General features: G+C 66.9%; 16 protein-coding genes. 11 read left to right on the forward strand and 5 right to left on the reverse strand.

Annotated elements, in window-relative coordinates:
* The first annotated feature begins 191 nt into the window (after positions 1-191).
* Positions 192-572 (forward strand): hypothetical protein, encoded by a 381-nt coding sequence (locus ABT070_RS44465; RefSeq protein ID WP_351768871.1) that lies wholly within the window; start codon positions 192-194, stop codon positions 570-572.
* A 1,374-nt stretch (positions 573-1,946) separates the two neighbouring features.
* On the opposite strand, the gene ABT070_RS44470 is transcribed toward ABT070_RS44465, so the two are convergent.
* Complete coding sequence (locus ABT070_RS44470; protein ID WP_351768899.1) at positions 1,947-2,954, reverse strand: hypothetical protein; 1,008 nt, start codon at positions 2,952-2,954, stop codon at positions 1,947-1,949.
* Positions 2,955-3,016: 62 nt separating this feature from the next.
* Here ABT070_RS44470 and ABT070_RS44475 point away from each other — a divergent pair, with 62 nt between their 5' ends.
* From ABT070_RS44475 to ABT070_RS44490, 4 genes are all read left to right on the forward strand, one after another.
* A complete protein-coding gene (locus tag ABT070_RS44475; RefSeq protein ID WP_351768891.1) occupies positions 3,017-3,277 on the forward strand; it encodes an MFS transporter in 261 nt (86 codons plus the stop codon).
* A 384-nt stretch (positions 3,278-3,661) separates the two neighbouring features.
* Complete coding sequence (locus tag ABT070_RS44480; protein ID WP_351768873.1) at positions 3,662-4,024, forward strand: hypothetical protein; 363 nt, start codon at positions 3,662-3,664, stop codon at positions 4,022-4,024.
* Between the two features lie 536 nt (positions 4,025-4,560).
* Positions 4,561-4,890 carry a trypco2 family protein gene (locus ABT070_RS44485; protein WP_351768875.1) on the forward strand — a complete coding sequence of 110 codons (330 nt, stop codon included), beginning with the start codon at positions 4,561-4,563 and terminating at the stop codon, positions 4,888-4,890.
* Between the two features lie 14 nt (positions 4,891-4,904).
* Positions 4,905-7,535, forward strand: a complete 2,631-nt coding sequence (locus ABT070_RS44490) for a trypsin-like peptidase domain-containing protein (protein WP_351768877.1) — start codon at positions 4,905-4,907, stop codon at positions 7,533-7,535.
* A gap of 84 nt (positions 7,536-7,619) precedes the next feature.
* Here the strand turns inward: ABT070_RS44490 and ABT070_RS44495 are convergent, their stop codons facing one another.
* From ABT070_RS44495 to ABT070_RS44505, 3 genes are all read right to left on the reverse strand, one after another.
* On the reverse strand, positions 7,620-7,973 hold the full coding sequence (locus tag ABT070_RS44495) for a hypothetical protein (RefSeq protein ID WP_351768879.1): 354 nt from the start codon (positions 7,971-7,973) through the stop codon (positions 7,620-7,622).
* A gap of 61 nt (positions 7,974-8,034) precedes the next feature.
* The gene (locus tag ABT070_RS44500) at positions 8,035-8,430 is read right to left on the reverse strand and encodes an HNH endonuclease family protein (protein ID WP_351768893.1); all 396 of its coding nucleotides are present in this window, start codon (positions 8,428-8,430) and stop codon (positions 8,035-8,037) included.
* A 212-nt stretch (positions 8,431-8,642) separates the two neighbouring features.
* On the reverse strand, positions 8,643-9,278 hold the full coding sequence (locus tag ABT070_RS44505; RefSeq protein WP_351768881.1) for a hypothetical protein: 636 nt from the start codon (positions 9,276-9,278) through the stop codon (positions 8,643-8,645).
* 768 nt (positions 9,279-10,046) lie between these two features.
* On the opposite strand from ABT070_RS44505, the gene ABT070_RS44510 reads away from it, so the two are divergent.
* Together ABT070_RS44510 and ABT070_RS44515 are read left to right on the forward strand one after the other, a co-directional pair.
* Positions 10,047-16,139 (forward strand): DNRLRE domain-containing protein, encoded by a 6,093-nt coding sequence (locus ABT070_RS44510; RefSeq protein WP_502990204.1) that lies wholly within the window; start codon positions 10,047-10,049, stop codon positions 16,137-16,139.
* Between the two features lie 1,062 nt (positions 16,140-17,201).
* Positions 17,202-19,397 carry a peptidoglycan recognition protein family protein gene (locus tag ABT070_RS44515; protein WP_502990205.1) on the forward strand — a complete coding sequence of 732 codons (2,196 nt, stop codon included), beginning with the start codon at positions 17,202-17,204 and terminating at the stop codon, positions 19,395-19,397.
* Between the two features lie 160 nt (positions 19,398-19,557).
* Here ABT070_RS44515 and ABT070_RS44520 read toward each other — a convergent pair whose 3' ends face one another.
* Positions 19,558-21,447: an N-acetylmuramoyl-L-alanine amidase gene (locus tag ABT070_RS44520; protein WP_502990206.1), complete on the reverse strand. Its 1,890-nt coding sequence runs from the start codon at positions 21,445-21,447 to the stop codon at positions 19,558-19,560.
* 1,117 nt (positions 21,448-22,564) lie between these two features.
* On the opposite strand from ABT070_RS44520, the gene ABT070_RS44525 reads away from it, so the two are divergent.
* The 4 genes from ABT070_RS44525 (at position 22,565) to ABT070_RS44540 (ending at position 23,730) form a co-directional block, all read left to right on the forward strand.
* On the forward strand, positions 22,565-22,813 hold the full coding sequence (locus tag ABT070_RS44525; protein ID WP_351768884.1) for an antitoxin MazE7: 249 nt from the start codon (positions 22,565-22,567) through the stop codon (positions 22,811-22,813).
* A gap of 3 nt (positions 22,814-22,816) precedes the next feature.
* Positions 22,817-23,200: a toxin Doc gene (locus ABT070_RS44530; RefSeq protein WP_351768886.1), complete on the forward strand. Its 384-nt coding sequence runs from the start codon at positions 22,817-22,819 to the stop codon at positions 23,198-23,200.
* A gap of 78 nt (positions 23,201-23,278) precedes the next feature.
* The gene (locus tag ABT070_RS44535) at positions 23,279-23,596 is read left to right on the forward strand and encodes a prepilin peptidase (protein WP_351768887.1); all 318 of its coding nucleotides are present in this window, start codon (positions 23,279-23,281) and stop codon (positions 23,594-23,596) included.
* Positions 23,593-23,730 (forward strand): hypothetical protein, encoded by a 138-nt coding sequence (locus tag ABT070_RS44540; RefSeq protein WP_351768889.1) that lies wholly within the window; start codon positions 23,593-23,595, stop codon positions 23,728-23,730. Before ABT070_RS44535 ends, ABT070_RS44540 begins: the two co-directional genes overlap by 4 nt.
* The last annotated feature ends 505 nt before the right edge of the window (positions 23,731-24,235 follow it).

Consider the following 24,235-nt stretch of genomic DNA (forward strand, 5'->3'; position numbering starts at 1 on the left):
CTCATCGTGGCCAAGCACCGCCATGGGCCCACCGCGACGATCACAGTCGCCTTCCAGGGCCACTACTCCCGATTCGTCGACATGGCCCAGACGTAGCTTCTCTTCACGTGCGCCATGCTGTGGTGCCGGCAGGGCAGCCTCCCGGCCCTCCCACAGTTCGCCCCATTCTTACTTGGTTGACGGAGGAAACTATGACCTCTCGAGGCAGCGAGAACGACTACGGCCCTCACAGCCCTGACTACGGGCTCTCCTACGATCCGGATCCATGGGCGGATCCCGAGCCCGTCGACGATCCCGACTCGTGGGAGAGCGAAATCAATGAGGACTACGCCGAAGCCGAGTGGGAGCAGGCACTCCGTGAGGGCTTGATCACCCGGGAACAGTTTTCCCAGCGGCGTACCCAGCACGAGTCCACCGCCCCAACCCCCGAAGCGCCCAACCAAGCGGCTGTCATCCGCAGCGCAGTGGAGAAACTCCGGGCCAAGCTCGCAAGTAACAGTATGAGCAAAGAGGAAATGGAGCGAGAGGAAAAGGTCCTCGCATCCCTAGAGCAGATGCTCAAGCCCTCGTAGCCAGCAGAGAATTACCGTGCTGGCCGGGAACATCCCGTCGGTAGTCCTGCGGCCGCGCGTCCCTCTGACTCTCACCGCTCAAGGTTTCTCGCGACCATGCATCGAACTCACCGGTTCGAATTCCCGTACGAAGCCGAACTCTGAGGCGCGGAGGCGTTATTCCGGCGGGTACAGCATAGCTATCGCTTGGGCGGCGGCTTGGGCACAAATTGTGGCTACACCGGGACCGGCAATGACGGCGACGGGGGTGACTGTCAAATATGCAACCAGGGAGCCGCCAACGCCTATAAGGCAAATCCCGCTGCGGAGAGTGAGGACGACGGGCCCAATGATGTCCGCGAGATGCTGATCGGTTACTCCGAGCTGTGCCGGATCGACAACCACTGTCTGCGAGGGTGTAGGCCGCGGAGTTGGCGTCGGTACCGGAGATCGGTTGCTGGGGGTCGACTGCAGGTGCTGTTGTTCCTGGTTGCCCGAGTCCAGATCATCAGCAATGGCCGCTCCTGCACCGCCGAAGCCGAGAGTTCCAGACAAAACCGCAGCGACTATTCCCGCAGATATCTTTTTCGATATTGTCACAGGAGACCTCACAGATAGACGTTCTGACATGCAGCCCTCGGGCTCGCCTCACACGACAATAGGTGTGACATCGGAGGCATATCCCCTAGCGCCTTCTCACCCTTCCAGCGCATCACAGAAAACTGGTTGGCGCATCCGGGTGAGCCCATCACGCGGGTAGGCAGAGTCTGTGCTACTTGGCCGCAAGGGGCGATGGGAAATCAAGGGCCTTGCCGCAGATAGCGGGGCTGATCGCTCTCACCGTCCTCACCGTCGACTACGACGCCGCGATCGCCCTCCGAGCCCAAGTACTCGAGGACGAAAGAAAGTGAGTCTCGTCCCAGGCGAAGCTCCACTCCGCACTCACGTAGGAATCCAGAAACGCCGCGGAGACCACCTGTCACCGGAGGCCATGCGTAAGCTGGTCAACGAAGTCGTGAACGAGGCCTCGCAGGCCGGCGCACGGGTCGACTCCCACCAGCAGGACCAGATCCAACGCCTGGAAGACACATGCCGACAGCAGTCGCGGCCTGCCGCCCGGACAACGGGTAAGACACGGTCTCCGGCCGAGGCCGGGCCCAAGAAAGCCGATCGCCGCTCGTTGTCGCAGTCTCCGTCCTGGAGCGTCCTAGAACTCTCCTGCCCCGCCTGCGACGCTTCGCCCGGTACGCACTGCACGCCCGATGGTCTCCACCCGCATCAGCCCCGACTTGAATGGTTCCGGCAGCGGTTCCCCAACGCGTAGGGCCTCAGCTGACGCCCCGGCCCGGTGTTGTCATCGCGCATCAGCGGGCGGAAGCGGCCCACTGGCGATCGTCAGCTGCGAATCGAATGGGAGAGGTTCCCCTGTTCCAGTTCACGCACGAGGCTCACGGCCAGCATGAGCGCTGTCAGCGCATTTGCTTTGCTGTACTGGGTGGATCCAGCTGCGTGAGTTGTGGCGTGGCGGTTGAAGACGGTGGGAATCGGATGGCTGTCGTGGAAGTCCTCGCAAGCCTTCACGAACGGTGCGAAAACGCAGGCCTGACGGAACTGCAGCAACGTAGAGTCGTCCAGGTCGATCTTGGGGATCTTCTTGGCTACGTCTTTGTACTTGAAGAAACCAGCTGTCTTCAAGGCCGGTTCGGCACGCCATACACCCCGGTAGACCGTGTCCCAAACAGACGCTGCAAGTGCTTGAGCCCCAGACGTCATGCTGGCGTCAACCATGGTCAGGCAGTCGTCAAGCAAGATTGCCTGTTGGCGGAGGTCCGGCTGACTGACTGCGCTGAGGGCCTCTCGGCACGAAGCCACGATCTCCTCGGCGTTCGCCTCCAGCACTTGAGCACGAGCTTGTGCATCAGGCGCGGCCAGAAGATGGCGGATAACGGAAGGGGAGGGTACCCAGGCGAGCGGCGTGCCGCCTTCCAGGACCGGCGGCATCGCGGTGTAGTCGAGAGATTCGCCTAGCCAGTTACTCGGAACGACTCGTTGGATGACACGCTGGGCTGTGGCGACGGTATCGGCCAATCCGCGGAACTGTGCCCAGTCGATCTGCGGAGCGATGAAGGAGAGATCCGGCAGGCTGTCCCGGATCGCCTGCTGAAAGCGCTGGGATTCGGCGATGACGTGCTGCAAGGGTGCAACCGCCTGGTCGATGAGATGCTGCGTTCGGGCCACGTCCTCTGCCATGGCGCGGAACCCGGCAGTTGCTTCCCAGAGTGTCCGGTACGACGGCAGCACGACATAGTCAGAATCGTCTTCCCTCTCATCGGTGCCCTCGGGATTCGGCGCCTCAGAGGTCTCGTCCTTATCAGGCTCACGGGAGCCGCTCTCATCATCCACCCAACGATGGTGCACCATGCCCGTCCAGCCTGGAAGCTTCATCGCATCTCATCGGGAGTCTGCTGGCGGCCGGCGCGCAGGGTGCGCTGGCCGCCACCGTGGCCACCGGACATGCGACGACGGTGTCGATCGCAGCATGCGGTTTCGTCTCGGGAACGGCCGTGTCGTTCACCGTGCCTGCTGCGCAGGGCGCCATTTCGCAGATCGTTCCGAAGCAGCACCTGCAGCAGGCCAACGCGTTGCTCAGGCTGCCGAGCAACGCCGTCAAGGTGCTCGGCCCGGTCGTCGGCGGTGTCATCGTCGCTGCCAGCGGAGCGGCATGAGCAACGGCCTGGGATGCGCTCACGTTCGCCACCGCAGCAGCGTCCTGCTTCTCAGCCTGCGTCTGGACGCCCCGCTCGTTGCACCCGGCGGTGTCCTGAGCGACCTGCGGGCGGGCTGGGCGGGCTTCTGGTCGCGTACCTGGCTGTGGACCTACACGGCCGCCGGCACGGTCCTGGTCGCTGCGTGGCTGGCGGGTTTCCAGCTTCTCGGCCCGCTCGTGGCCGCGGCGCAGTACACCGGAGCCCGCGACTGGGGCCTGATCCAGGCGGCCTTCACGTGTGGCCTGCTGGCGGGGGACCCTCGTCTGCCTGCGCTGGAAGCCGTACCGACTGCTCACGGTCGCGGTCGCCGCGGCCGGTGCTCTCGCGCTCCCCTTGGCCGCCATGGCCTGCACGGTGCCGCTGTCTCTCGTGCTGCTGGCCGCTGCACTGGCAGGGGTCGGGCTCGATGTCGCAATCGTCGCCTGGACCACTGCGTTCCAACAGCGTGTGCCGCAGGCGGAACAGGGCCGCATGAGCACCTTCAACGGTGTCGGGGAACGCCTTGCCATCCCCAGGGGTTACCTCATCACCGCCCTTGCGGCCCACTCATGGAGCAGCCAGGCAGTACTGCTGACCTGCGCGGCAATGATTGTTGCTGCGACCGTCCTGAATCTCTGCGTCCCAGATGTGCACCGCATCACCCGCCTGACACCAGACGATCAGCCAGCAGCCGCAAACCGTCTTCGCACGGTAGAGCAGGCGTAGGGGCCACCGCGACGACGCCGGCAGTCCGGCGACCGACTAGGTAGTTGGGGCAGTTCTCTCCTGCAAGCCGTGCCCACCGGCCGTCGGTGACCGGGCTGTCACCGACGCCGCGGGCGCCGTCCGGTCGAGCAGATTCACCCAGCAGCCGAAGAGCGACTCCGCCACCAACTCTGTCGTGGCGTTCGGATGAAACCAATCCAACACTGTTCGGCACAGGCGTGGTGGCTGCACAAGAAACGCACCACCCCCGGCCACGTCTTGGCGTCCAGACGCACCGCCCACCGTCGCCCCGGCAACCGTTCGTCCAGCTCGCTCCCACGGCCAGCGTCATCCCGGTCTTCCTCCTGTCCAGGGTCTGCATCGGAAGCCAACCGCCTCGGCCGCGAGCACGCTGTCCTGCACCAGCCGAACTCAACGGCCGAAGGCGACGCACCGGCCGCCTTGTAGGTCCGCACCGTCCGGGCAGACCGTGTCTTCCGTCGTCGGGTACTCCCCGGCAGACTGGCTCTCCGCACAGAAGCGATCAAGGGGTAGCCATGGAGTTAGAGCCCACCGAACTGTCCGAGGCGATCAAGGCGGTGCGCGGGGGGCTGGCGGCCGCGCAACAGGGCGGGGAGGGGTCACCGGTTCGGTTCACGGTCAAGGAGATCGTGCTGGATCTGGGAATCGAGCTACGGCACACCGCGTCGGCCAGCGGCGGGGTGAAGGCGTTCGTGGTCTCCGCGGACGCGAAGGGCGAGCGGGCAAAGACGGCCACGCACCGCATGACAGTCACCTTGGCGGTGGCGCCGGACGACGAAGGCAGTGACCTGCTGATCGGTGACTCCGGTGGAGGACGCGGCGGGCCAGTGGACGGCTTGCGTTAGAAGGGGGCGCCGCGATGGCGGGGGGAGCAGCTCTGCGGACCGTCGAAGTCAGCAACCAGGACAAGGGCTTGTACGGGAGCGGCTGCCTGATTGCGCCCGGCCTGGTGCTGACCGCCCATCACGTGGTCATGCCAGGAGGAGACAGCGTCGTCGCCGTCCGGGACACCGCGAGCGCCGGCTTCACCGAGGCTGTGGTGGTTTGGGAGAGCACCGAGCTGGACGTGGTGCTGCTGAAGGCCGACCGCTCTTTAATCGGAGCCGGTATGGGCGTCGTGCGCTGGGGCGAACTGGTCTGTGACTACCCGGGCCGGCGTCCCGTGTGCTCGATGACGGGGTTCCCCAAGGCGATGCGCCGCCGGGCTCCCGCCAGGTCCGAGCAGTACGTCGACGACCTGAAGACAGTGGAAGGCATCATCGCCCCGCACACCGGGTCCCGCTCGAAGCTGTACGCACTCGAGGTCGACGGCGCCGTGCCGACCGACGTGAAGAGCTGGCAGGGACTGTCCGGGGCCGGGGTCTTCTGCAACGGCGTACTGATCGGCCTTGCCCGCCTGGTCGACCGTCAGTGGGACCGGATCATCATGGTGCTGCCGCTCTCGCATCTGCTGACCGCCGACGGCTTCACCGGCGCGGTCGCCGCCCACACCGGCATGGCCCCACGTCTCCAGCCCGCCGACCTACGGCCGCTGATGGACAACTCGCCCGATCCTCAGCTGTCCTCCACCCACCTGCTCGATCCGCGCTCCCAGGTCACCGAGCTCACCGGCGTGAGTGAACTCGTCCAACGCATTGAGCAGTGGTGCAAAGGCACCGACCGCCTTGACGTCGCCGCTGTGACTGGTCTCGGCGGCACGGGCAAGTCCCGACTCGCCACCGAGGTCCTCCACCGCCTCACCACAACGCCGGGCAATCAGCGGCCGTGGAGCGGCGGCTTCCTCGCCGACCACCCCAGCCACACCGACTACCAAGTCCTCGCCGCCGCCAGCTACCCGCTACTCCTGGCCGTCGACCTCGCAGAGACCCGCCTCCCGCAGATCCGCGAGCTCATGGCGGCCCTGGCCGGCTCCCACGACGGCACCACAGTGCGCGTCCTGCTCCTGGCCCGCGGCCACGACACTTGGTGGCCGGCGCTGCGCCGCCACCTACGCACCCGCAACATCGGCCCGCTCGACGCCTTCACGCTCACGCCCGACGACGCGCTGCACGGCCACAGCCCGGAAGACATCTATGTAGAGGCGAAGGTGGCCTTCGCCCGCCGCATACAGCTGCTCCAGCAGGCCGGACACGGCGACGACACCTGGCCTGACCGCGTCGTCGCCGACGCGCCGCGCCTCTATGGCGCCGACATCAAGCACGCCGCACCCCAGCCGGTGATCTACCACCACATCGCCGCGCTCGCCGATGTGCTGGCCCACGCCAACCCCGAATTCGCCCTGAAGGACCACCCCATGGAGGTCCTGCTCGCCAACGAAGTGGAGTACGTACGGCGCGTCGCCGAAGCCCGCCTGCCCGAAGGCACCGTCGACGACACGCTGCTCCGCACCCTGGTCACCGCCCAGTTCCTCGCCGGCGCGCGCACCGCGCAGGACGGCCGGGCCGCCGTCCGGGCAGGCTTCGACGTCCATCATCGCGGCTACGGAATCACCGCCCCTCCCGACGCACGCGAGCTGGCCGCGCTCGACGACGTCCTGACCGCCGCCTACCCAGCCACCGACGGAGCCCACTGGGGCGCGGTCGGCGAACCGCTGGCCGCCGCCTGGCTTGCCGAGATCGAGACCGACAGCGGCGAGGAGTTCATCGAAACCTTCCTGCAGCACGACTCCCTCGCCACGGAGCAGCGCCGGCAGACCCTCAGCACCGTCGCCCGCACCGCCCAGGACCAGCCCGGCCTCGCCGCCGGTGCCCATCGGGCCGTCGCCGCCGACCCGGAACGCCTGCTGCCGCTCGCGGCCCAGACCATCACCGCTGAACTCGGCACCGACCACGCCCGCCAGTGGCTCACCGGCCTCGAACACGCCGTCGCCGACCGCGCCGCGCACCCCGACGCAGACCCCGACACCTACGAGTGGGCCAGCAGCCTCATCAGCGAAGCCCAGGAGCGGACAACCGCCGACAGAGACGACCTGGAGGACCTGCTCGGCGCGCCCCTCACCCAGGAGGCCAACGCCCCGGAACAGCCGACCCCGCAGACAAGCTCGGTCGCCCCTTCATCCGACTCCCACCTTGTTCGGGTGAAACCACACGTGAGCTGGTTCACCCGGACCGTCGTTACCTTCGTCGGCATCTGCCACCTGGCTCTGGTTGCGGCTATCCCCTCTGCTGTCGCTTTCAGCACCGGGGTCGGGAACGATGGATGGGTCCTGTGGTACTTCGTCCCCCTCAACGTGTTCATGCACCTGACCGTCGCGAGCGCCTTCGGGGGCCGCCAACTCGGAACCGTTCTCTTCGCCTGGCTCGTGCCGCTCTGCACAATCGGGTTGACTACCTCAACCGGCCTGATGCTCAATCAGCGCTGGCCTGCGGGCTGGCCCCCGCTCTGGCTCCTGTTGCCGCCCCTCTCCGCCTTCGGACTCACAGCCCTGACCTTCACCTGGCGCATCTCGTTCGGCCAACTGCAGGACATTCGACGGTCAACCACACCTTGAGGACACGCGCAGCCACCGTCACCACCGCAGCAATGCATACGCGTGCTCTTTTGGGTCCTGCCTAGCGAGCATGGCCGTCTCTGGTCAGCCGTTTGTACGGATCCCTTTGAAGCCGAACCCCAGCCTGTGCCGCCGAACGCGCAGTGTGGAACGTCGGCCCGGCGCTTCCGCCGTGGCCGCCGTACTTTCGTCCCCTGCCAGTCTGAGGTGCCGACGGACGTCTGCGGTGTCGGCCGTCACCGGCACGAGGGCCGCCACGACGTCCGGTCCAAGGGCTGACAGCGCCCCGGCGAGGGTGTCGATCGCGTCCAGGGCGTCGTCCGCGGCCGCCGGGCTCCAGCTCTCCGGCCCGGTCAAATCGGCGAGGTAACAGGCACTCTTGGCCGCCGTATCGGCGTAGTGCTCCACCCCGGGCATGGCTTTCGGCGACAGTTTCACGCCCGTCCAACGACTCTCAGGCGGAAAAGATCAACAACCGCGCCCGGGTCGTCTGCTGAAGTCAGCGGGCTCGGACGACCTCGATGACCGTGTCCGGGCAGCCGTCGAGGACTTCGGTGAGCACGGCCTGCTCGGCAGGATCTACGGCAAGCCCCCAGCAAATTTTTCCGGTGATCCAGTCGGTGGCGTACGTGCAGCGGTAGCCCTCCGCGGGTGGCTGCCAGGTGGCCGGGTCCTGGTCGGCCTTCGACCGGTTGCTGGTGGCGGAGACGGCGATGAGGGCGCGGGGGTCGTCGAGGTCGTTGGCGTAGGCCTGCCGTTCGGCCGGCGTCCATGCGGAGGCTCCGGAGTCCCAGGATTCGGCGAGCGGGACGAGGTGGTCGATGTCGAGGACGCGGGCCTGGGTGAAGGCGGTGTCGTCGTAGCGCGAGTACCAGGTCCGCCGCTCAGCGTGCAGTCGGCCCTCTGTTCGGGGCGGTGACGGCTTCCTTCAGGAGGATCTTGTTGCGGGTGCCGCAGCCGTCGCGGTCGGCGTCGATCCAAGCCGCCTCGCTGCGGCCGTACGTCGTCGTGGACCAGGCGGTCTCGGAAATCGAGCCAGCATGCCGGTACTTGGGCGACAGGATGCTGGGTGAGAGGTAAATAACGCAGTTGGCTCGACTGAGGGCGTCACGTGCGAGGATGCCGTCCGGCCTTCCGATGCCGGAGACTGAAGACGACCATGGAGGCGAGAGTGACAGCCAGGCTTGCGCCCGCGACCGTGTTGTCGGCGTCCGGTGCCAGACCGGCGGAGTTCCAGATCAAGGCCCCAATGAGCGTGACGCCTCCCAGGAAGAACCCGCAAGCCGTTCCCACCAGCATGCGCGTGCCCCGGTCCGTTTGGGTCCTGGCCATGACAATAGGCTCCGACGTCTCCTGCAGGGTGATGTAGTTGCCCCTGTTGGCGCGGACGGCGTTGAGCCCCTCGGATGCGTCGCCGCCTGGAGAGCAGATAAAGCGGACTGTCTTGCCCTCTTCGACCAGGGCCGTGAGGGGATGGCTGGTACACCAGTCGATCTTCAGCTGAACTTGATGTGTTCCTGGCGGCACTTCGAAACGGAGGGTCTGCCCTCGATTGATGCTGCCCACTTGGGTGTCGTCGATGAGTACTGCGTAGCCGCGGAACGCGTCGCGGTCGCTTCTGTTCACCCGTGACAGCACGACGGTTCCGAGTCCGGGCGACGCTGCGGGGGGAGTGCCCGCGGGGTCGGGCTCGGGGGGCGCAATGGATTCATTGCCGGGTACGGCTCTTTCCTCGTCGTCCATTTTCGCCCCTCCGCACGAACCGGGTGTGCCGCGAGCATACTCAAACGCCAGCTGGCAGCGAAACATGCTCGGCAGTTGGTACTGGGGTTGTTGGCATACCAGTCCCGCAGGAACCGTCGGGTAAAGCACCGCTGACACATGCGATTCAGCCAATCTTCATCCCAATTCAGCCACCCCTCGCCTGGGGAATTTGCACTGAAGTTCAGTTTCAGACCAATTAAGCACCCACAAGATCACGATTTATACCGCCTTGATCCATTCATTTTTCGCCAAGCGTAGTGAGCATGCCTCAGGAGTAATTCATTGGATGGCCAAGCGTCCCGACTGTGCATTGCTATCGCTACGAAGTGCCACCCCTTGCGGCTATGCGACCTACGGGATCATCGAGATGGGGAAAGCTGACATCCTGCGCATCCGCAAATAGAGGAACCGGCGAAGAGTCCACCCGTACAGGCCTTTTACGCATAATGGGTGGCCGGATTGCACCGCTAATTGACCGGATCGCATATGCCGAGGGCATTTTATCCCCTTTCCTTCTCTCGCTTTATGAATGCTTTGCCATGTTTGTTTTACGGAGGGGGTGCTTGGTGTCTCTGTGTGTAATTTTGCCGCCTTTTAAGCTCGGCTAGTTTTTGCGCTGCCCTATGACGTGGGGCCATTAACAGGGGAGCGCGAATGAGTAAGTGGACGGGGGTCAGGCGCCGGCGCAGACCTGGCCTGAGGAGGTCTGCATGGATCCGAGGCCTAGCTGGCTCGCTGGCGCTGACCATGGCTGTGACAGCGTTTGCCGAGACTGAGCCTGCTCTCGCCGCGGGTGCGGAGGCCATGACGGCGTCCTCCTCGGACAAGGCGAAGCAGTACGCCACATCAGCGGCCGATCTGGCGTCGGCCCGGGTGCTCGCCCGGTTGTCGGGCAAGCGAGTGGAAGCGCTCGCGGAGCGGACCGAGACCTCAACGACGTGGGTTAATCCCAACGGGTCGCTGACGACTGAGTTGTCTGCAGGCCCGGTGCGTTTCCAGGACAGCGACATCTGGCGGACGGTCGACCTGGACCTGCAGGCTGCCGGTGGCGCGGTCGCACCCAAAGCGCATCCGCGGGGGCTGCGGCTCGCCGGTGGCGGTAAGGCCACCGAGCGTTCGGCCGGCGGGTCGGGCAAGGCTCAGGATCTGGTGACGCTGGGGGAGGGCGATCAGCAGATCGCGCTGCAGTGGAAGGGTGATCTGCCCAAGCCGGTTCTGAAGGGCAACCGGGCGACCTACCGCGATGCGGTGACGGACGGGGACGTGGTGGTGGAAGCTACCCGTACCGGGTTCGAGCAGTTCGTCGAGATCACCAAGCGGCCCTCGGCGGAGGGCTACTCCTACACGCTGCCGCTGAAGGCCAAGGGCCTGAAGGTGGTGCAGAACAAGGACGGCAGCCTGCTCTTCACTGACAAGAAGGGCAAGAAGCAGGCGGTGATGCCTGCCCCGGTGATGTGGGACGCGCAGATCGACAAGGTCTCCGGGGAGCACACCCATCAGGCACCGGTGAAGCTGCAGGTCGTCCGCAGCAAGGGGGCCATCGACCTGGTCTTCACCCCGGACGCGAAGTTCCTCGCCGATCCGGCGACGCAGTATCCGGTAACGGTGGACCCCTCGACGTCGGCGCTGTCCAACGTCTTCGACACCTATGTCCAGCAGGGCGAGACGGTCGACTGGTCCGGCGACGTCGAGTTGGACATGGGCAATCCAGGCACGACCAACAGCGACGGTACGCCGCGTACGGCGCGTTCCTTCATCACCTGGAACACGGCGCCGATCTCGGACTCGCTGGTCTCGAGCGCGAAGTTGAGCCTGTGGAACTTCCATTCGGGCAATACGGACTGCCAGGCTTACCCCTGGGGTGTCTACAGCACGGGCAAGGCGTCGACGGCCTCGCGCTGGACGGCTCAGCCGACCTGGGCCGCGACGGCTTCGGCGACCTCGACGGAGACCAAGGGCAACCCCGCTTGCACCGCGGCGCCGGACGGCTGGGTCAACGCCGATGTCACCAATCTGGTGCAGACGTGGGCGTCGGCGAAGAACGCCACCTCCGGCATGGGCCTGCAGGCGGCGAGCGAGTCGGTGACCGCGCAGTGGAAGCGGTTCAACTCGGCGAACGCCGCGTCCAACCCGCCGAAGCTGACCGTCACCTACAACTACCGGCCCAAGACCGGCACCGACCAGCAGGCCGGCCCGCCGTTCTTCCAGGACGCCGCCGGCACCTGGTACGTCAACACCCTGACGCCGACGCTGAGCGACACCTTCATCGACGTCAACAATGACAAGGTCGATGGCACCTTCGAGATTGACGATGCCGCCACCGGCACGCAGGTCGGCAACTACCTGGTGTCGCCGTTCGTGCCGTCGGGGCAGCCGGCGTCGGTGACGGTTCCCTCCGGTCTGCTCGCCAACGGCAAGACCTACAAGTTCCGCACCAACCCCTACGACGGCCTGCATTACAACAACGACTGGTCGGCGTGGGCGACGTTCACGGTGGACACTGCCGCTCCCTCCGCACCAACCGCGGTGACCTCGACGGACTATCCGTCCGCGTCGTGGGTCAAGGGTGTCGGCCAGGCAGGCGTGTTCAAGGTGACGCCTCCGGCGGGTGACCAGAACGGCATCGAGTGGTCGCTGGACGGCACGACCTGGACGAAGGCCGCCACCAGCGGCACCACCCCGGTCAGCATCACCGTCAAGCCCGCCAAGGCGGGCACCAACACCTTGCAGGTGCGCGCGACGGACAAGGCCGACAACAAGTCCGAAGCTCTCTCCTACACCTTCCATGTCGGTCCCGGCGGCGTCACCAGCCCCGACGAGGGCACCCGCACCGCCGCCCGTCTGCCGCTGACGGCCGAGGCGGACGGTTCGAAGTTCACCCAGGCCACCTTCTCCTGGCGCCGCGGTGAGGCCGACACCTGGACCGTCATCCCGGCAGGTGACGTGACGGTCGCGGGCCAGCCGCTGTCTGCCTGGCCGGTGGCCCTGACCAGCGGCAAGAGCCCGAAGCTGACCTGGAACGCCACCTCCACCGTCAACCCGGACGGAGCTGTGCAGATCCGGGCCGACTTCACCGGCCCCTCGAGTGCGTCCGCCTCGTCCGACCCCGTCAACGTCACCGTCGACCGCGGCGCCGACGGCGCCGCGAGCGAGGAGGTGGGGCCGGGCTCGGTGAACCTGCTCACCGGTGACTTCACGCTCTCCGACAACGACGCGTCCTTCTTCGGCCTGTCGGTTGCCCGCACCGCGTCCTCACGTTCTCCGCAGGCGGGCGCCGGCACCGGCCAGCAGGCGCCGATCTTCGGCAAGGAATGGCTCTACGGTGCCGCTGGTGAGCAGACGTCCACACCGTGGACCGTGCTGGTCAAAACCTCGGCGACGTCGGTGAGTGTGGGGGCGGCGGGCGATGACACCCGCCTGAACTTCACCCAGAACGCGGCGAAGACCGGCTGGATCCCGGAGGTCGGCGCCGAGGACTACGAGCTCACCGGCAGCTTCGACGGCACCTTCGCCCTGAAGAGCTCCAGTGGCGAGGTCACCACCTTCACTGCGGTGGCAAGCAGCACGACCTTGTGGAACGCCTCCACCTCGTACCTGACGGGTCTGGCGAACACCACGACCACCACTGTCAGCGAAGCGGTCACGGTGGGCGAGACCAAGACCTCCCGCCCCAAGCTCCTGATCGCCCCGACGCCTGCTGTCGCTGCCTCGGCATGTGCGGCCGATCCGTCGGTCAAGGGCTGCCGGGTGCTGGAATTCGTCTACGCCACCGCTACCACCGCATCCGGTTCCGCGCTGGGAGATGTCAAGGACCAGGTCTCGGGAATCAAGCTGTGGTCGACCGTGCCCGGGGCCTCTTTGTCCACCGTGCAGACCACCGCGTCCTACGCCTACGACGCCAGCGGCCGGCTGCGTGAGCAGTGGGATCCCCGTGTCAGCCCCGCGTTGAAGACGGCCTACACCTACGACGACGCCGGCCGTGTCACCACGCTGACCCCGGCCGGGCAGCTGCCGTGGACGTTCACCTACGGACAGGCAGGATCCAACCCTGCCGCCGGCGCCGGCATGCTGCTGAAGGCATCCCGCCCGACGCTCACGCCGGGCAGTGCCAGCCAGACCAACGGCACGGCCGCCACCAGCATCGTCTACGGCGTGCCGCTGACCGGCTCCACCGCGCCCGAGGACCTCGGAACTTCCGCTCTTGCCTCGTGGGGACAGACCGATCTCCCCAGCGACGCCACCGCGGTCTTCCCCTCCGACCAGGTGCCCGCCGGCAACGACGGCAGCGCATTGAGCGCCGGCTCCTACACCCGGGCCGGTATCCACTACCTGGACGCCTCCGGCCGTGAGGTCAACGAGGCCACGCCCGGCCACCACGTCACGGTCACCGAGTACGACCAGTTCGGCAACACGATCCGGTCGCTGACCTCGGGCAACCGCGAACTGGCCCTGGGCACGACCGCGGCCCAGAAGACGGAACTGACCGGGCTGGGCATCAGCAGCCTCGCCTCGGCCGAGCGGGCCCAGCTGCTGTCGACCACCAGCGTCTACAACGACACCGGCACCCGCGAGGTGGAAGAGGACGGCCCGATCCACCAGGTCGTGCTCGCCTCCAAGCTGCTCAGCGGCACCACCACCGTCGCGCAGGCCGGCAGCAAGGTCATCGCCCGCACCCAGACCCTCAAGGAGTACGACAGCGGCCGCCCCACTGACGGCACCGCTGCGGTGAAGGACCAGGTCACCAAACAGACCACCGCCGCCCAGCTGCGGGCCTGGCCCACCCTGGCCGCCGACCCGCGCGTAGTGGCGACCGGTTTCGACTGGGTCAAGGGGGTGGCCACCACCAGCACCCAGGACCCGGCCGGGCTGGCGCTGACCACGACCACCACCTACGACGACCAGGGACGGGTCATCAAGACCGCCCTTCCCGCTTCCACCGGCACCGACGCGGGCGCGACGCAGACCACGTACTACTCCGCCACCGGCACGGGCACCTGCAACGGCCGCCCGGAATGGGCCGACATGGTCTGCCAGACCGCACCAGTCGCCGCGATCACCGGGGGCGGTTCCAACCCCACCCAGCTGCCGACCAAGACCACCGAGTACGCGGCCGACGGGCAGGTCGCCAAGGTCACCGAGACCGCCAACGGCACCACCCGCACCACCACCAACGGCTACGACAGCGCCGGCCGCCCGACCACCGTCGCCATCACCGGCGGCCTCGGCACGGTCGTCCCGGCCACCACCACCGGCTACGACCCGGCGACCGGTCTGGCGAACAAACAGACCTCCACCGCCGGCGGCACCATCAGCAAGACCTTCGACCAGCTCGGCCGTCAGCTCACCTACACCGACGCCGACGCGGCCACCACCACCACCGAGTACGACGCCCTCAACCGCCCGTCGAAGGTCACCGACACGGTGCCCTCGACGACCACCTACACCTACGACACCGCCATCGACCCGCGCGGCCTGACCACCTCGGTCACCGACTCGGTCGCCGGTACCTTCACCGCCCGCTACGACGCCGACGGTGACCTGGCTACCCAGACCCTGCCCGGCGGCTACACCCAGAGCGACGAGCAGGACACCACCGGCTCAGCCACCGCCCGCACCTACACCCGCACCAGCGACGGCACCGTCCTTGCGGCCGACACCGTCAGCGAGAACACCCACAGCCAGATCGTCACCCACGGAGGCACCCCCGGCGTCACCGCCTCCCAGGCCTACACCTACGACAACACCGGACGCCTGACGCAGGCTCAGGACATCGGCGCCGACGCCGTGTGCACCACCCGCACCTACAGCTTCGACAAGAACAGCAACCGCAAGTCCCTGGCTACTGCCGCCGCCGGCGTCGGCCTCGACTGCACCACCACCGGCGCCACCACCACCAGCAGCACCTACGACAGCGCCGACCGGCTCGTCGACACCGGCTACACCTACGACAACCTCGGCCGCACCACCGCGCTGCCCGGCACCACCCTCGCCTACTACAACAACAACCTCGCCCAGCAGCAGACCGCCGGCACCCAGCGCCAGACCTGGGTCCTCGACTCCAATCTGCGCTTCCGCGGCTGGACCACAGAGACCAACACCTCCGGTACCTGGACCCAGACAGCCGCCAAGATCAACCACTACGACTCCGACAGCGACAGCCCTCGCTGGATCACCGAAGACACCAACGGCAACCTCACCCGCAACATCGACGGCCCCGCAGGCGACCTCGCCGCCACCAGCACCGCCTCCGGCGGCACCGTCCTGCAACTGGCCAACCTCCACGGCGACATCACCCTCCAGTTGCCCCTCGACACTGCCGTCGCCCCGACCGTTTTGGATGCCGACGAATACGGCAACCCCCGTCCCGGCCAACAGCCCGCCCGCTACAGCTGGCTCGGCGCCAAAACCCGCTCCAGCGAAACCACCACCGGACTCACCCTCATGGGCGTCCGCCTCTACAACCCCGCCACCGGTCGCTTCCTGTCCATCGACCCCGTCCCCGGCGGCAACGCCAACGCCTACGATTACGTCAGCGCCGACCCTCAGAACCGCTATGACCTCGACGGCAAGTGGAGCTGGCACAAGGCGTGGAAGAAGATCAAGAGGAAGACACGCCGCGTCCGGCGCTGGGGAGTACGTGCAGCACTTTACGGCGCGAACTGGGTGGTGCTCGGGGTTACGTTCAGTGCCTTCACCAACGCTGGCATCTACGCAGGATTCGCAGTCGGAGGCCCCTGGGGGGCCGCCGCCGGCGGAGCCATCGGCCTGGGTGCTTGGGCCTACGTCAGCCACCGGTACACAAATAGGTACTTCGGGCGCTGGCGCCACCGGTGGGGATAAAACCGGGAAAGGAAGGAATCAGGTTTGACCGCATTCATCGATCCGGGCCAGGCGAGCCGCGACCTCAAGCAACAGAAGTTGCAGGAACTGAAGGATCGCCTGGAGGGGACAAAAAGCCCTGCCCAGCGTATGAGAGTCAGGGCCGCCATGTGGTCTCTGAGACTACAGACCCGTCTCGCAAGGAACCGCACTGCAAACTGGTGAGGTTAACGCGCCACCAGTGGGTGCGGAACCGGTAGTACCCACCTAAGGGTGGAGAGGAAATCAATTCCCGTTATTAGGGGGCCGCACTCACCCTGCGGCCCCCTAATAGCGATCTCGCTTATGAAACGGCCGGACCGCACAGCGCGGGATCGAAACTTATGCAAGCCAGGAATCTTCGCCACTTTCTCGGCATCTGAGTGAGGGGCGGGAATTATTACTTGCCATCGACCTCTCCGATCGGGCTGAACTGATCGAACAAGCGAATGTGACAATTTCCGGCCTCTTGACAGTACGCCTTGCCTGCGGGATCTGGCGTACAGCGCGAGATGCCAAGCGAAGAAAGGGTGCCGGAATGCGGTGCGCCAAGGAAGCCCATATGGACGACGACCCTGACACTTCGATCAGTCACAGCCAGCCAGCCATGACTGCTCGAAATACATGGGCGAACAACGATCGGGTTTCCCGATGGGCCCGTCAAGCCGACGGGCCACCCGTACGGCGCTGCGACCCAACATGCACCAGGGGATTCTGGGCCGGACTGCTCGCGGCCGCACGACGGGGGCCGTCCCGCGGGGCGCTCCTCGATCGACCGGCACAAACCTGCCGCGGCGATGGTGTTCCCCATCCCCTAGGGACAGGCCCAGGCCCGCACGCATCGGAACAGTGGTCGGCCAGCAACCCCGGCCCTAGCAGGGCCAGTTGGCCGTGTAGATTCCCTTCCCGGACCCAGGCAACTGATTCACGCTCTGCCTTCTGTGGGTCCGTCATCTATTGATCCCGAACTTGCATGGGGTGGGCTGCGTGAAGCGGCGTGTGGTGTGGGGTGCGGTCGCTGTGGCGACCGCGGTGTCAGCGGGAGTGGTCGTCGTCCAGATACGGGACGATCCTGGCTCGAAGTCGGAGGCGAAGGGGCTGGGGGAGCCGGTCGTCACACATGTGCGGTCGACCGCTCTGGGTGCCGATGACGCCGGCCGGCTTTCGCTAAGCCGGCGTGATGTCGAACCGTTCAGCATGTTGAGGGTGTCGTGGGACGACCCGCGGGCGCGTCTTCAGGGTGCGGTCGAGGCCCGGGTTCATGCCGTGGGGACTCAGAAGTGGTCCTCCTGGGTGACGCTGGAGTCGGACGGCGGAGGCGGGGAGGACGCTCCGCGCAAGGGGATGCGCGGAGCCACGGGCCCGGCTTGGTTCGGTCCGTCGGACGGGGTGGAGATAAAGGTCGCCGCTGGCGGCACGCCGCCCGAGGGGCTGCGGCTGGACGTGGTCGATCCCGGTGCCTCCCCCCAGGCGGGAATGGAGGCAGCGGCCTACGTGATGACGGGGGAGAGCCCCGAGCCCGGTGACACGCCCACCGACCCTGCAGCATCCTCAACTTCCCCGACGGAAACGCTCGAGCCCACATCGAGCCCGTCCACGCCTGAAGACGAGACGTCGGCCACTCCCGCACCCACGGCCACAGAGGCTTCCCCTGAGGTCAGTTCGACTCCGACTTCGGCAGCGCCTTCGACGTCGCAGGCGCCCACGGCGTCGCCGAGCACGACAGCGGGACCTGCGTCCACCGTGCCGCAGCCCCCCATCGTGACCCGGGCGGCCTGGGGGGCCGACGAGTCCCTCAACGACGACGCCCCCGAGTACGGCACGACCATCAACGCGGTCTTCGTTCACCACACCGCCCAGACCAACACCTATTCCTGCTCCGATTCCGCGGCCATCGTCCGGGGCCTGCGCGCTCTTCACCTGAATCAGGGCTGGAAGGACATCGGCTACAACTTCGTCGTCGACAAGTGCGGCACGATCTTCGAGGGCCGCAAGGGCGGCGTTGACCGGCCTGTGATCGGTGCACAGGCCGAGGGGTTCAACACCAACACCACGGGCATCGCCGTCATCGGCACCTATACGACCGAGGATGCTCCCAGCGCGACAAAGGCCTCTCTCGCCCGTCTGGCGGCTTGGAAGCTCGGCCAGTACAAGGTCGATCCCCTGGGAAAGGTGACGCTGACGGCCGGCAAGGCCAACGGCAAGTTCGCGCTCGGGCAGTCGGCGGTCTTCAACCGGATTTCCGGCCACCGCGACGCCTACGCGACAGAATGCCCGGGCACGGTCTTGTACAACCAGCTGCCGACCCTGCGTGCCTGGGCCGCCGGCCCCGTCGCCGGGCTCGCCATCAAGTCGGTCACCGGCGCGAGCCTGTCCGGCAGCACCTATCTGACCAAGGGAGCCATCAGCGTCAACTGGGCTGCCACCACGCCGTCTTCCCTCATCACGAAGTACGAGGTCCTCGTCGACGGCAAGAGTGCCGCCACCAAGACCGGAACGGCGACCTCCGCAGCTGTCACCCTCGCGGCCGGCAGCCACACCGTGCAGGTCCGCGCGACCCACCAGTCCGGCAAGACCACCACCACATCCAGCGTTGCGGTGACGGCGGAGACCATCCCGCCGGTGTTCAGCACCAAGCCGACGCTGTCCCTTCGCACGGGAACCGTGGACACCGCTGCCGTCCCGGTCACCCTCGCCTGGAAGGCCACCGACGCTGCCGGTTTGAAGGAGGTCCGCCTGACCGCCCCCACGGCTAAGACGTACGGTCCCACCACGACCAGTGCCACGCTGGCCGCCAAGTCCGGCGTAGCCACTGCCTTCAGCCTCACCGCCCAGGACCTGGCGGGCAACACAGCCGCCGCCGCGGCGTCAGGCACCCCGGTGATCGTCCAGGAGACATCCGCCACCAAGACCGGCACCTGGACCAAGAAGACTTCCACCAGTTACCTCGGCGGCGCCTCGCTCAGCAGTTCGGCGAAGAATGCCTCGCTGAGCTGGACGTTCACTGGCCGCTCGGTGGCCTGGATCGTCTCGCGCGCCTCCACCTCGGGACAGGCCGTCATCTACGTCGACGGAACCAAGACCGCGACCGTGGACCTGAAGTCCACCACCACGGCCTACCGCAACGCCCTCTGGACCAAGAGCTGGGCTTCAGCCGGCAAGCACACTGTCAAGATCGTCGTCTCCGCGACGAGCGGGCGTCCCGCCGTCACCACCGACGGCATCGCCTACCTGCGGTAGGAGTCTGAAGGACGCAGCCGCACCACTCGGCAAAACCGCAGGGCTCGTGCCCGACCTCGGTCGGGCACGAGCCCCTTTTCACTAACTCGGGATCTGCCTGCCACACAGCGCACGAGCGGTTGCAGGATTCCCCGGGCGCACTCCTACGGATGATTCGGGATCAGTAGCGGGTTGTCCGGTCGGTGTCGGCAGGGACGGGGGTGGCCGTGACGTCGCCTTCGTAGACCAGGGCGGTGCGGTGGTTGTACTGGATGGTGTACATGGACTTGCCGCCGAAAACGACAGTGCCGCTGGACTTGAAGTAGTCGTCCGTGGGAGCGGCAGGCGCCGTGGAGACGTAAGCCTGACCAGCCGGGATGGTGTACATGCTCAGCGCGGCTTGAGTGGAAGGTGACAGGCCCGCCGGGTACTCGGCGGCGTCGGGGTAGCTGGTGCCGTAGACCTTGACGGGCGGGCTGGCGGCGGTCTGGCCGCTCTTTACGATGGTCACGCCGCTGGCGGGGATGGTGTTGACGCCGTTGGGGTTGTGGAACCAGACCTTGCTGCCGCTGTACCAGATCGCTGTCCAGTCGCCGCTCTTGTCAGCGACGACGAACTGCTGGCCGGCCTGGGCGGTGCTGCCCCAGTCGTTGATGCGGTCGGTACCTACGGCACCGGGGTGGATCGCCTGGTCACCGAACAGGGATGCCGTGTCGCTGGGGGCGGTGCGCAGGTAGACGAAGTTGGACGGCTGCTCCCCGCGTGTGCACGTGGCGGTGGCGCCGGTCGGATCGTCGGCGGGGCAGATCTGGACGGTCTGCTGGTTGCCGGTGAATCCGGGGGCGAGGGTCACCACCGAGCCGACATCTCCGACTCCGTACTCGCCGGTGATCGGGGCGCCGATCAGAGCCATGAAGTGCTCCCAGTCCCAGGACGGGCCCGGGTCCCAGTGCATGCCGGACACGGTCCCCGAGGTCGGGCCGACAATGTTGTCGTGGCCGATGATGTGCTGCCGGTCCAGCGGGATACCGAACCGTCCCGCCAGGTATTTCACCAGGTCCGCGGTCGCCTCGTACTGCGCCTCGGTGTACCAGGTCGCACCGTGCGCAGCGTACCCCTCATGCTCGATGCCGACGGAGTGCATGTTCGTGGAGTAGTTGCCCGCATGGAAGGCGAGATCCTTCGTAGGCACCATCTGGGTCACCGCGCCGTCCGCAGACCGCATCACGTAGTGCGCCGCACCGCCGCCGGGGGTCTGGAAGGTGGCGATGGTCGACGCGTACGAGGACTCGGTGTCGTGGATGACGATCGAGTCGATCCTGATCCCGTTGGCCGGCCGGTTGGAGACCTGGCCGTTGGACGCTGCTGCCGCCACGAACGTGCAGTCCACCGTCGTGGGGCACTCGGTGTCCGCCGCGGCAGCCGACTGCAAGTGCAGCCGGGACAACTGTTGCGTGGCCGGGCTGACCTGGGGATCGGCCGTTACCCCCACGCGTTGCCCATCCGCTGTGGTGCGCCTGGCACCGTTGTTCAGGGTGGCGAAGACCCGGTCGGCGAACGCCTGTGCGCCTTGCCGCTGGGGCGACTGGCTGTACCGCGCCACGGCTGCGTACCAATGACCCGGATCGGCCGAGGACGGGTCCCCGACAGCCTTCTGGTACGACGCCAGAAGTGCCGCCCCTCCTCGGATGTTCGCTGCCGCGTCAGCGCGCAACTGCTGTGCCGAAAGCCCGGTCAGCCGTGCTGCCGCTTGCAGCGTGTGCAACGCCGGGTCCGCAGCCATCTTCGCCAAATCGGCTCGGCCTGCCACACCAGCGTCCCCGCTGGCCAGCAGAGATGCTGTCACGTCCGTCAGATGCATCGGACCGTATCCACCGCTGGCGCTGTGTTCGCCAGCGTGCGCCTCCCATGCCGACTCCTGGTAGGCCACCGCCAGCAAAACCTGTTCCGGCACGTCGAACTCCGCCGCCGCAGCCGCGAACTCTTCTTGCCGCACCACCCCGTCGGGGGTCTTCTCACCCGATGCCTGGGCCGTTGCCGGAACGGCGATGGTCCCGGCCACCGCCAGCACCGCCGCCAGCACAAGCGGCCGACGCCGCGAGACGTCCCGCCGACGTAGCCCTGTCTCTGTCGTAATCAAGGATCCCCGAATCTCAACTGAAGGGGCACCCTGGCCCTTCAACACTGCTGATTAACACGGCACAAGCCGTTCTGAAGGCGTGCGGAGCCATCACGCAGGATGTATTGGCCGCCTGTCGACGCCGATACACAGCCGACATCCGCCCGCACTCGGCTCGAGGCCGAGATCCTCGCGAATCTAGCAGAGAGCGCTACTCATGATCACCCGTGTGGCTGCCTCAACCTGGCTTGCTGTAGGACGAGTTGGACGAATGCGCTCATAGGAAGGGATGCCTGAGACCGTCGCGCACGGGTCTCCCAGCATGCCCCTCGCTGCCTCTTCCCTGCGCTTCTCCGGCACCCCTGCGAACCACTTGCGTCCTTCCTCCTGACAAACGAGACCAGGCCGCATCGGGCCTGGCGACTCGGAGAAATCTGTGGGCCCGGGAAGTCCCGCGGCACGCCAGAAACCTGCAGAGACGGATCATCGCGGCCGCCACAACGCTGCGCCGGGCCGTACGCTCGTGCGCGCCCTGCAGATCCTGCCGCCCCTGTGCCGTGCCCGCGCCTGATCCGACCGATGTCGCACCCGAGGCCACGGCCGCGCCCACGGGCCCGGCGAAGACCCGGGAGACGGTGAGCGAGGGCTACCGCCGCGCACTCGCCGCACACCAGGAGGCCGCACCTCCGCGCCGGGTGGGTGGGAACGGGCATCCTGGAAACTGGGGAGCGGCGCACCGGCCGCCCCGGCAGCGCTACGCCGACACTGCACGTTGCCCATCACTGCGGCGGCGGCAAGGCAGTGGGGGGCGCCTGCAGCGCTGCAGCAGCTGATGGTGATCAGCCGTTCGTTCGGATCCCAACGAACCCGAGCGCCAGGCCCTGCCCTGCGAGGGCTGCAGGCAGGAGCGGTCGGCCGGGTGTGTGAGCGTGCAGCCCTCGAAGGGCAGGGCCTGCTCGTGGACGCCGAGAGGATGTTCGCGGCCGTATGGTCCACTGACGGGCAAGCGGCGCGTGGCACTCGCAAGTGTGGGTAGCGCGGCGCGTATACCGTGCGGAATACTTCGGGTATGGCTGAAACCACTGTGAAGGTCGATACGAACACCAGGGACACCCTGCAGGGCCTCGCCGCTGCCGAAGGCCTGTCTGTGAAGGCCTACCTCGCCAAGCTGGCGGGGGAGAAGGAGCAAGAGCGGGCCTTGCAGACAGCGACCGCCGCTTTCCGCCGCGCGATCAGCGAGCCCGGCGTCATGGATGCCTTCGATGCCGAGTTCGGCGGGCTGCCGTCCGTCGCACACAGCAGCCGCCGGGCGGCCTGACCTGTGCCTCCCGTCGTGTACGTCGACTACCGGTGGTTCCTCGAGCGCCAGGAAGAAATCCTCCGGGACGACCTGACCGTCAACGACTTCTCTGTGCTTGTCGGCATGGCTCAACGCCACCGGGTCGACCCGCCCCGGCATGATCAGCACGATCCCGACGCCTTCTGGCGGGCTGCCGTCATGCTGGAGGAGTGCGTACTGCTGCGCCCGCTTCCGGCACGCAACGAGGTGTATGGATACGGGGTAGCCCTTGCCTACCTCGAGGCCTGCGGAGAACGCGTAGACACGAAGTTTGAGCTCTGGCGGGAGCTGATCTACGACATCCGGGAGCTGCGGCTGGACTCGTACGGCATCGCCGAGAGGCTGCGTTCCTGGCGCCAAGCCTGACCCTGACCGGCGCTGCGTACGCCCGGTGCCTCGCGCCGCAGCCCGGGGCCACGTGCGTGGCGGCTCGTCCCGGCCGGCGTGCTGCTCGCCGCCGTCGACTTCACGGCGCACCGGCTGCCGGACGTGGTCACCCTGCCGCTCGCCGCGGCCGCGCTCGTTCTGCTGGGTGTCGCCGCGGTGCTCCCCAACTCAGGCGGCAGCTGGACACCCGCGCTGCTCGGCTCCCTCATCCTGGGCGACAGCTACTCCGTGATCTTCTTCCTCAGTAAGGGATTCGGGTTCGGCGATGTGAAACTGGCCCTTGCCCTGTGGCGGACCAGGCATGGCAGGAGATGTCCGCGCTGGGTGACCTGCCGCTCCAGCGAGGCGGGCTCTTCGGCTCACTGCCGCGAGTGACCTGGCACCAAGACCGTCTCTGGCGGAGCCAGATGGCCCGGGCCTTCGACGACCTGGTCAACCTCGCCCCTAACGAGTGGTTAACCCCGTTTGACCAGGGCCGCTACCGCGACCGGGGCTTCCGCTACCCGTGACCGCAGCCTGCTATCGAGCGAGCCGTACCTCGTGGCAGCATCGGGGCGGCCTCTCCTGCGTGTTGAGCAGCAGATCCCGCACATCTCATGGTTGCTGGCGGGGCATCCAGTCCGGTCGCCGAAGTCACCGAGTTTGTCTGTAGGACATGCGGAGTTGAGGGTGCTGCGCGCCGACTGGGCCGCCTGCGACGCAAGCTTGAACGGTCAATTCCGTTTGATGGGACCGGGAAATCCATACCGGGCGTTATCCGTCTTTTCCGTACGGCCGGGATATTCGCCACCCTTCGCTACCCCTTCATTCTCCGGCAACCAGCGGTGAGGCACTTGCCCGTGGCCTAAGAATGTTCGGCGGTACCGGCTCCACTCCGCCTGCATCGGTAATTCCCCGGCGGGACTCCGACCATAAAAACGGGGTGCGGCCTGCCTGACCGCTGGGGAAGCGCGACGCTCTCCCTCGACCCAGTAAAGGAGTGGGCGCACCCGCAGGCGCGCTGAACTGCCATGT

This window comes from Streptomyces sp. NPDC002884, from assembly GCF_040295245.1.
Classification (GTDB): domain Bacteria; phylum Actinomycetota; class Actinomycetes; order Streptomycetales; family Streptomycetaceae; genus Streptomyces.

Coding starts and splice junctions, on each gene's coding strand:
- ABT070_RS44510 (WP_502990204.1), top strand. CDS start 10,047: ATGGCTGTGACAGCGTTTGCCGAGACTGAGCCTGCTCTCGCCGCGGGT.
- ABT070_RS44525 (WP_351768884.1), top strand. CDS start 22,565: ATGGCTGAAACCACTGTGAAGGTCGATACGAACACCAGGGACACCCTG.
- ABT070_RS44480 (WP_351768873.1), top strand. CDS start 3,662: ATGGCCTGCACGGTGCCGCTGTCTCTCGTGCTGCTGGCCGCTGCACTG.
- ABT070_RS44465 (WP_351768871.1), top strand. CDS start 192: ATGACCTCTCGAGGCAGCGAGAACGACTACGGCCCTCACAGCCCTGAC.
- ABT070_RS44485 (WP_351768875.1), top strand. CDS start 4,561: ATGGAGTTAGAGCCCACCGAACTGTCCGAGGCGATCAAGGCGGTGCGC.
- ABT070_RS44490 (WP_351768877.1), top strand. CDS start 4,905: ATGGCGGGGGGAGCAGCTCTGCGGACCGTCGAAGTCAGCAACCAGGAC.
- ABT070_RS44505 (WP_351768881.1), bottom strand. CDS start 9,278: ATGGACGACGAGGAAAGAGCCGTACCCGGCAATGAATCCATTGCGCCC.